General features: G+C 69.5%; 2 protein-coding genes. Both read right to left on the reverse strand.

All coding sequences use genetic code 11. The annotated features are described in order from the left end of the window. A partial coding sequence (locus ACO6VM_RS27285) for an amino acid adenylation domain-containing protein (RefSeq protein WP_422404062.1) occupies positions 1-3,005 on the reverse strand: 3,005 nt, incomplete at its 3' end. Further along, positions 3,005-9,301, reverse strand: a 6,297-nt coding sequence (locus ACO6VM_RS27290; protein WP_422404063.1) for an amino acid adenylation domain-containing protein, incomplete at its 5' end; no start/stop codon positions are given. The genes ACO6VM_RS27290 and ACO6VM_RS27285, both read right to left, overlap by 1 nt.

Genomic DNA, 9,301 nt, shown 5'->3' on the forward strand with positions numbered 1-9,301 from the left:
TCCGGGCGCGGCAGGGCCTTGCGCTCCAGCTTGCCGTTGGGGCTCAGCGGCAGTTCGGCCAGCAGCACCCAGTGGCTCGGCACCATGTAGTCCGGCAGCTGCGCCAACAGGCTGGCCTTCAGCGTGTCGCGCAGGTTGTGGGTATCCACGCCGTCCTGCGGTACCAGGTAGCCCACCAGCTGCTGGCTGCCGAGGATATCCAGGGCCAGCACCACCGCCTCGCGCACCTGCGCTTGCTCCATCAGCCGCGCCTCGATCTCGCCCAGTTCGATGCGCAAGCCGCGGATCTTCACCTGGTGGTCGATGCGCCCGGCGTACTCGATCACCCCGTCGGCGCGCTGGCGCGCCAGGTCGCCGGTGCGGTACAGCCGTTCACCGCTGCCGAACGGGCTGGTGGCGAAACGCTCGGCGGTCAGCGCCGGGCGGCGGTGGTAACCGCGCGCCAGGCCTGCGCCGCCCAGGTACAGCTCGCCGATCACCCCCACCGGCACCGGGTTCAGCTCGGCGTCCAGCACGTAGGTGGCCAGGTTGGCGATCGGCTGGCCGATCGGCACCGTGTCGGCGCCCTCCTCGCGGCAGGTCCAGTGGGTCACGTCGATCGCCGCCTCGGTCGGCCCGTACAGGTTGTACAGCCCGGCCTGGGGCAGCTTGGCGAACACCTGCTGCTGGGCATCCACCGGCAACGCCTCGCCACTGCAGACGATGCGCGCCAGGCCCGTGCAACTGCCCACCTGGGCGTCCTGCAGGAACACCTGCAGCATCGACGGCACGAAGTGCAGCGTGGTGACCCGGTGGGCGTTGATCAGCTCGACCAGCCGCGACGGGTCGCGGTGATCCCCAGGCCCGGCCACCGCCAGGCGCGCGCCGGTCATCAGCGGCCAGAAGAACTCCCACACCGACACGTCGAAGCTGAACGGGGTCTTCTGCAGCACCGTGTCACTGCCATCCAGGCCATAGGCCTGCTGCATCCAGCACAGCCGGTTGGTCAGCGCGCTGTGGCGGTTGCCGGCGCCCTTGGGCTTGCCGGTGGAACCGGAGGTGTAGATCACGTAGGCCAGGTTTTCCGGGCTCACCGCCACCGCCGGGGCGTGCGCCGGGTAGCCGTCCAGCGCCAGCTGGTCGAGCAGCAGCACCTTCAGCCCGGCCGGCAGCGGCAGTTGCAGGTGGCTCTGGGTCAGCAGCAGGGCAATGCCGCTGTCCTCGAACATGTAGCTCAGGCGCTCGCTGGGGTATTCCGGGTCCAGCGGCACGTAGGCGCCGCCGGCCTTGAGGATCGCCAGCAGGCCGACCACCATTTCCACGCTGCGCTCGGCGGCGATGCCCACCAGCACGTCCGGGCCGACGCCCTGGCCGATCAGGCAATGAGCCAGCTGGTTGGCGCGGGCGTCGAGCTGGGCGTAGCTCAGGCGCTGCTCGCCGAACACCAGCGCCTCGGCGTCTGGCGTACGCGCCACCTGCTCGGCGATCAGCTGCTGCACGCTGCGTTGCAGCGGGTACTGGGTGGCCGTAGCGTTCCAGCCGTTGAGGGCGCGTTCGCGCTCGTCACGGTCGAGCATCGGCAAGTCGGCCAGCGCCCGGGCAGGGTCGGCGACGATCGCCTGCAGCAGGTTGCTCCAGTGGCGCGCCATGCGCGCAATGGTCGCGCCATCGAACAGGTCGCTGGCATACGTCAACGAAGCGCTCAAGCCGCCCACGGATTCGAAGGTGTCCAGGGTCAGGTCGAACTGGCTGGTCTGCACCTCCCAGTCCACGCTGCTCACCTGCAACTGCGCCAGGTTCAGGCCGCCCTCGGCGCGCCGGGCCTCGCTCTGGTGGTTGAACATCACCTGGAACAGCGGGCTGTGGCTGAGGCTACGCTCCGGCTGCAAGGCTTCGACCAGTTGCTCGAACGGCAGGTCCTGGTGGGCCTGGGCGCCCAGGGCGGTTTCACGCACCTGGCGCAGCAAGGCGTCGAAGCCCTGGGCCGGGTCGATCTGCACCCGGTGCACCTGGGTATTGACGAAGAAGCCTATCAGGCCCCGAGTTTCGGCGCGGTTGCGGTTGGCCACCGGCACCCCGACGCACAGGTCGTGCTGGCCACTGTAGCGCTGCAACAACAGCTGGTAGGAGGCCAGCAATACCATGAACAGCGTGGCCCCCTGGGCGCGGGCCAGTTCGGCCAGCGCGGCACCGATCCCCGCTGGCAGTTCGATGTCCAGGCGTCGCCCGGCGCTGCTGCGCACGGCCGGGCGCGAGCGGTCGGTGGGCAATTCCAGTGGCGGCTGGTCGGCGCGCAGGCGCGCGGTCCAGTAGCCGAGCTGGCGCGCCTGCTCGCCGGCTTCCATCCAGGCGCGCTGCCACAGGGCGTAGTCGGCGTACTGGATCGGCAGCTCGGCAAAGGCGGGCTCGCGCCCCAGGCTGAACGCCGCGTAGCCCTGCACCAGTTCATCGACCATGACCTGCATCGACCAGCCATCGGAGACGATATGGTGCAGGGTCATGGCCAGCACATGGTCGTCCGCGCCCAGGCGCAACAGTTTCAGGCGCAACAGCGGGCCTTCGCGCAGGTCGAACGGGCGCAGGCCCTCCTGCTCGACGAAGGCCTTGATCTGCCCAGGCTGGTCGCCCGCTGTCGCCTGCACCACGTCGATGGCCAGCCGCTCGGCCTCACGCAGCCGCTGGCTGGCGCCCTGGCTGTCCTCGCTGAACAGCGTGCGCAGGCTTTCGTGGCGGGTCAGCAGGGCCTCGACACTGCGTTGCAGCGCGGCCACGTCCAACGGGCCTTGCAAGCGCAGGGTCACCGGCAGGTTATAGGCCGCGCCCTGCGGCTCCATCTGCCAGATGAACCACTGGCGCTGCTGGGCGAACGACAGCGGCAGGCGGGGGTACTCGCCACGCATCGCCGGGATCGGTAGCTGCGCAAGGCTCATGCCCTTGCTGGCGAGCTTGTCGTAGAAGGCCTTGCGCTGCGCGTCCGGCAGGCGGATGAAGCGCTGTACCAGGGCCAGGTTGTCCATTGTGCTCATCAGTTGGCCTCCAGTTCCGCCATGAAATCGAACATGTCGCTCAAATCGTCCTCGCTATGTGTATTCAGGGTGGCGGCCACCGCCTCGGCGTAGTCGGCCAGGCTGGCGCTGGCGAACAGCAGTTCCAGCGCCACTTCGCCGCCCAGCAGCAGCTGCAGTTGCGCCGTGGCCTGGGTAGCCAGCAGCGAGTGCCCGCCCAGCTCGAAGAAGTTGTCGCCCAGCCCTACCCGCTCGACCTTGAGCACCTCCTGCCAGACGCCCGCGACCTGCTGCTGCAGCTCGCTGCTTGGCGCCTGGAAGGCTTCGCTGCCCTGCAGGCTGTCGGGGGCTGGCAGGCCCTTGCGGTCAAGCTTGCCGTTGGGGGTCAGCGGGAAGCGCTCGAGGAACACCAGGTGGCTGGGCACCATATAGGCCGGCAACTGGCGCTTGAGTGCCAGGCGGATGGCCTCGCGCTGTTCGCTCTGCGTCGCACCGGGCTGCAGCGCGGCGCTGTCTTCGGGCAGCAGGTAGCCCACCAGTTGCGGACCGGTACCACCGTCACGGGCCAGCACCACGGCCTCGCGCACCAGGGGTTGCGCTTGCAGGCTGGCTTCGATCTCACCCAGCTCGATGCGGAAACCGCGGATCTTCACCTGGTGGTCGATGCGCCCCAGGTAGTCGACCACGCCGTCGCTGCGCTGGCGCACCAGGTCACCGCTGCGGTACACCCGTGCGCCATCGCCGAACGGGTCGGGCACGAAGCGCTCGGCGGTCAACCCCGGGCGGTCCAGGTAGCCGCGGGCGACCCCGCTGCCGCCCAGGTACAGCTCGCCCGGCAGGCCGACCGGCAGCAGGTCGAGGTCGGCGTCCAGCACCTGCGCGCTGCGCTGGCCGATGCGTGTGCCGATCGGGGCGTAGGCCGCACCACAGCTGTCCTCGCGCCCGGCCTTCCAGATCAGCGGGGTGACCACGGTCTCGGTCGGGCCATAGCCGTTGATGATGTAGCGTGGGCGCAGGGCGCGGCGGGCCAGCTCGAAGCTGGCGTTGGGCACCGCGTCGCCACCGAAGCAGTACACCCGCACCGGCGGCGGGTTGCCGTCGCGCTCGGCATGCTCGGCCAACTGCAACAGGTACAACGGCGGGAAAGCAGCCACGCTGACGCCGAAGCGGTGCATCTGCTCGTAAGTCTTCTGCGCGGTCCACAGGCTGTCATCGCGAATCAGCAGGCGGCCACCGTGGGTCAGGCTGGTCAACCAGCGCTCGTGGGCACCGTCGAAGGCGAACGACATGAAGTGCAGCTCGCAATCCTCGGGGGTCATTTCGTAGCGCTGGCCGATCGCCCGGCAGTGCATGGCCAACGGCCCATGCTCGACCGCCACGCCCTTGGGTTGGCCGGTGGAGCCGGAGGTGTAGATGACATAGGCCAGTTGCGCCGGCAGCACCGCAACCGCCGGCGCGGTGCAGGGCAACGCCGACAGGTCGAGGCGATCCGGGTGCAGCACGGCCAGCCCATCGGGGACCGGCAGGCCTTGCAGACGCGAATCGCTGAGCAGCAGCACCATGGCCGAGTCACGCATCAGGTAGGCCAGGCGTTCGGCCGGGTACTCCGGGTCCAGCGGCACGTAAGCGGCGCCGGCCTTGTGCACGGCGAGCAGGCAGACGATCAGCTCGGCCGAGCGCGGCATGGCCACGCCGAGCCGGTCCTCGGCCTTGATGCCACGGGCCAGCAGCGCGTGGGCCAGAGCGTTGGCACGGGCGTCCAGCTGGCCGTAGGTGACGGTGTCATCGCCGGCATGCAGGGCCACCGCGTCGGGCGTTTCCCGGGCCCACTGGGCGATGCGCTGGTGCACCAGCGGCTGGCCCTCGGCGCAGGGCGTCCAGCAGTGCAGCAACTGATCGCGCTCGGCCACCGGCAGCAGGTTCAATTCGCCAAGGCGACGGGCGCCATCAGCGCACAGCTGGGTCAACAGGTGCAGCAGGTGGCGGTTGAGTTGCGCAACCGTGGCGCCATCGAACAGCTGCGGGTCATGACTGTACTGCAGGTGCAGGGTCTGGCCGAGGTTCACTGCCAGCACCAACGGGTAGTTGGTCTGCTCGTGGTTGGCCAGCAGGGTGAAGCGCGGCCCCTGCGGACTGGCCTCGGCCAAGGCCGCCGACACCGGGTAGTTCTCGAACACCAGCAGGCTGTCGAACAAGGCCTGGGCGCCCTGCCCGGCCCAGCGCTGCAGCTCGTACAGCGGCGTATGCTCGTGTTCGCGCAGGTCCAGGTTGCTGGCCTGCAACGCACGCAGGAACTCGCCAACAGGCTGCTGCGGGCGTGGGCTGGCGATCACCGGCAGGGTGTTGATGAACAGGCCGATCTGCTCCATCGCGCCTTTGACCTGCGCCGGGCGCCCGGCCACGGTGGCGCCGAAGCACACCGTGGCCTGGCCGGTATAGCGTTGCAGCAACAGCAACCAGGCGGCCTGCAGCAGGGTGTTGACGGTAACTTGCTGGCTGCGGGCGAACGCCTGCAACTGCGCGCTGTAGCTGGCGTCCAGCGGCACCTGCAGGCTTTGCTGCGGCACCGGCGCGGCCTGCACCGACGCAGCGCCGAACACGTCGGCCAACCGGGTCGGGGCCTCCAGCGTGCGCAACTGCGCCTTCCAGAAGGTTTCGGTGGCCTGTACGTCACGCTCCTGCAACCAGGCGATGTAGTCGCGGTAACGCCCGACGCTACGCTGCGGCGGCTGCCCGGCATAGCGCTGCAACACCTCGGCCAACAGGCGCGAGACGCTCCAGCCGTCCATCAGGATGTGGTGGCAGGTGTAGATCAACTGATGGCGGTCGTTGCCGGTGCGCACCAGCACCAGACGCAGCAGCGGCGCCTGGTCGAGGACGAAGCCCTGCGCCCGCTCTGCCGCCGCCAGGCTGTCGAGGCTGGTCGCCAGGTCGTCGCGGCCACGCCAGTCGATCAGCCGCCACGGCAGCGCGCAGTCGCGCAGCACCATCTGCAGGGGTCGTTCGAGCTCGCCTTGCCAGAGGAAACCGCTGCGCAGGCTGTCATGGTGGTCCAGCGCGCACTGCCAGGCCTGGACGAAACGCTCGGGGTCGAGGCCTTCGACGTCCAGACGCATCTGGTTGATGTAGTCGCCCGCGGCCTTGTGATACAGGGTGTGGAACAGCATGCCCTGCTGCATCGGCGACAACGGGAACAGGTCGTCCAGGCGCGCCAGCGGCAGGTCGAGGCGTTCCAGGCCAGCCTGGTCAAGGCCGGCCAGCGGGAAGTCCGAAGGCGTCACGCCCCGCACCCCCGGCTGCAGGCAGTGCTCCACCAGCAGCCGCAGCGTGCGCTCGTAGTCGGAGGCCAGGGCGGCGATGGTGGTTTCGTCGAACATGGCCGCACTGAAGGTCCAGGCCAGGCTCAGCTCGCCCCCCTGCACGCCGCCGTCGATGCTCAGCCAGTTGCCCAGCGGCGCCAGGGCCGAGAGCTCTTCGCCCCGGGCCTCGCGGGCCAGCTCGAACAAGCCGCCTTGCTGGGCGAAGCTGCTGTCGAACTGGCCCAGGTAGTTGAAGGTGATGCGCGGCACCGGCAGCTCGGCCAGGGCCTCGCGCACACTGGCACTACCCAGGTAGCGCGCGGCGGCGAAGTCCAGGCCATTGCCGGGCAAGGCACGCAGCTGTTCCTTGACCTGCTTGATCGACCCGGGCTGGTCGGCGCCGACGCTCAAGCGCACTGGATACAGGCTGGTGAACCAGCCGACCGTGCGTGACAGGTCGAAGGCTTCGGACGGCACTTCACGGCCATGGCCCTCAAGCTGCACCAGCACATCCTCACGCCCGGTCCAGCGGGCGATCACCTGGGCCAGGGCGGTCAGCAGCAAGTCGTTGACCTGGGTGCGGTAGGCCGAGCCGGCGTGCTGCAGCAGCTGGCGAGTCAGCTCGGCATCGAAGCGCGACACACAGCTGCGCGCCAGTTGCCGTTGCAGGCTGGCCCCGACACGCGCCTGCGGCAGGTCGCCGTCGCGGCCTTCAAGCAACCCACGCCAATGGGCAAGGGTCGCCTCCTGGGTATCGCGCGCATGGCTTTGCAGGTACTCGGCCCAGCCGCGCACCGAGGTGCTGCGGGCCGCCAGGCCAGGGGCAAGCCCCTTGGCCAACTGGCGACAGGCCTGTTGCAAGTCTTCGAGCAGGATGCGCCAGGACACGCCATCCACCACCAGATGGTGGGCCACCAGCAGCAAGCGCTGGCCAGCCTCGCCACAGGTCGCCAGCAGGGCCTTGAACAACGGCCCCTCGCTCAGGTCGAGGCTGCGCTGCAGGGCATCGGCATGGCTGCCCAGGGCATCGAGGTCAGCCAGGCTCACACAGGTCAGGCTGGCAGCCTGGCCGGGAGCGTCGCAGTTGGCCTGCCACTGGCCGTCGACCTCGGTGAAACGCAGGCGCAGGGCGTCATGCTGTTCGACCAGGGCATCCAGGGCCTGCTGCAGCATCGTCGCGTCGAGCACTTCGGTCGGCTGCAACAGCACCGACTGGTTCCAGTGCTGGCGCTCGGGGATGGCGGTGTCGAAGAACACCTTCTGGAACGGCAGCAGTGGCGTGACGCCGAGCAACGGGCCCTGCTCGGCCACGGCCGCGCTGGCACCGCGCTCGGCGACCTGGGCCAAGGCCTGGATGGTCGGCTGCTCGAACAATGCCTTGGGCGAGAAGCGGATGCCCGCCTGCCGCGCACGGCTGACCAGCTGGATCGAGACAATGGAGTCGCCGCCCAGCTCGAAGAAGTTGTCGCTGGTGCCCACTCGCTCGACCTGCAGGACCTCTTGCCAGAGAGCTGCCAGCTCATGCTCCAACGGAGTCTGCGGCGCCACATAGGCCGCCTGCGCCTGGCTCACGTCCGGGCGCGGCAGGGCCTTGCGCTCCAGCTTGCCGTTGGGGCTCAGCGGCAGTTCGGCCAGCAGCACCCAGTGGCTCGGCACCATGTAGTCCGGCAGCTGCGCCAACAGGCTGGCCTTCAGCGTGTCGCGCAGGTTGTGGGTATCCACGCCGTCCTGCGGTACCAGGTAGCCCACCAGCTGCTGGCTGCCGAGGATATCCAGGGCCAGCACCACCGCCTCGCGCACCTGCGCTTGCTCCATCAGCCGCGCCTCGATCTCGCCCAGTTCGATGCGCAAGCCGCGGATCTTCACCTGGTGGTCGATGCGCCCGGCGTACTCGATCACCCCGTCGGCGCGCTGGCGCGCCAGGTCGCCGGTGCGGTACAGCCGTTCACCGCTGCCGAACGGGCTGGTGGCGAAACGCTCGGCGGTCAGCGCCGGGCGGCGGTGGTAACCGCGCGCCAGGCCTGCGCCGCCCAGGTACAGCTCGCCGATCACCCCCACCGGCACCGGGTTCAGCTCGGCGTCCAGCACGTAGGTGGCCAGGTTGGCGATCGGCTGGCCGATCGGCACCGTGTCGGCGCCCTCCTCGCGGCAGGTCCAGTGGGTCACGTCGATCGCCGCCTCGGTCGGCCCGTACAGGTTGTACAGCCCGGCCTGGGGCAGCTTGGCGAACACCTGCTGCTGGGCATCCACCGGCAACGCCTCGCCACTGCAGACGATGCGCGCCAGGCCCGTGCAACTGCCCACCTGGGCGTCCTGCAGGAACACCTGCAGCATCGACGGCACGAAGTGCAGCGTGGTGACCCGGTGGGCGTTGATCAGCTCGACCAGCCGCGACGGGTCGCGGTGATCCCCAGGCCCGGCCACCGCCAGGCGCGCGCCGGTCATCAGCGGCCAGAAGAACTCCCACACCGACACGTCGAAGCTGAACGGGGTCTTCTGCAGCACCGTGTCACTGCCATCCAGGCCATAGGCCTGCTGCATCCAGCACAGCCGGTTGGTCAGCGCGCTGTGGCGGTTGCCGGCGCCCTTGGGCTTGCCGGTGGAACCGGAGGTGTAGATCACGTAGGCCAGGTTTTCCGGGCTCACCGCCACCGCCGGGGCGTGCGCCGGGTAGCCGTCCAGCGCCAGCTGGTCGAGCAGCAGCACCTTCAGCCCGGCCGGCAGCGGCAGTTGCAGGTGGCTCTGGGTCAGCAGCAGGGCAATGCCGCTGTCCTCGAACATGTAGCTCAGGCGCTCGCTGGGGTATTCCGGGTCCAGCGGCACGTAGGCGCCGCCGGCCTTGAGGATCGCCAGCAGGCCGACCACCATTTCCACGCTGCGCTCGGCGGCGATGCCCACCAGCACGTCCGGGCCGACGCCCTGGCCGATCAGGCAATGAGCCAGCTGGTTGGCGCGGGCGTCGAGCTGGGCGTAGCTCAGGCGCTGCTCGCCGAACACCAGCGCCTCGGCGTCTGGCGT

Source organism: Pseudomonas sp. GZD-209 (assembly GCF_049310485.1).
Classification (GTDB): domain Bacteria; phylum Pseudomonadota; class Gammaproteobacteria; order Pseudomonadales; family Pseudomonadaceae; genus Aquipseudomonas; species Aquipseudomonas sichuanensis.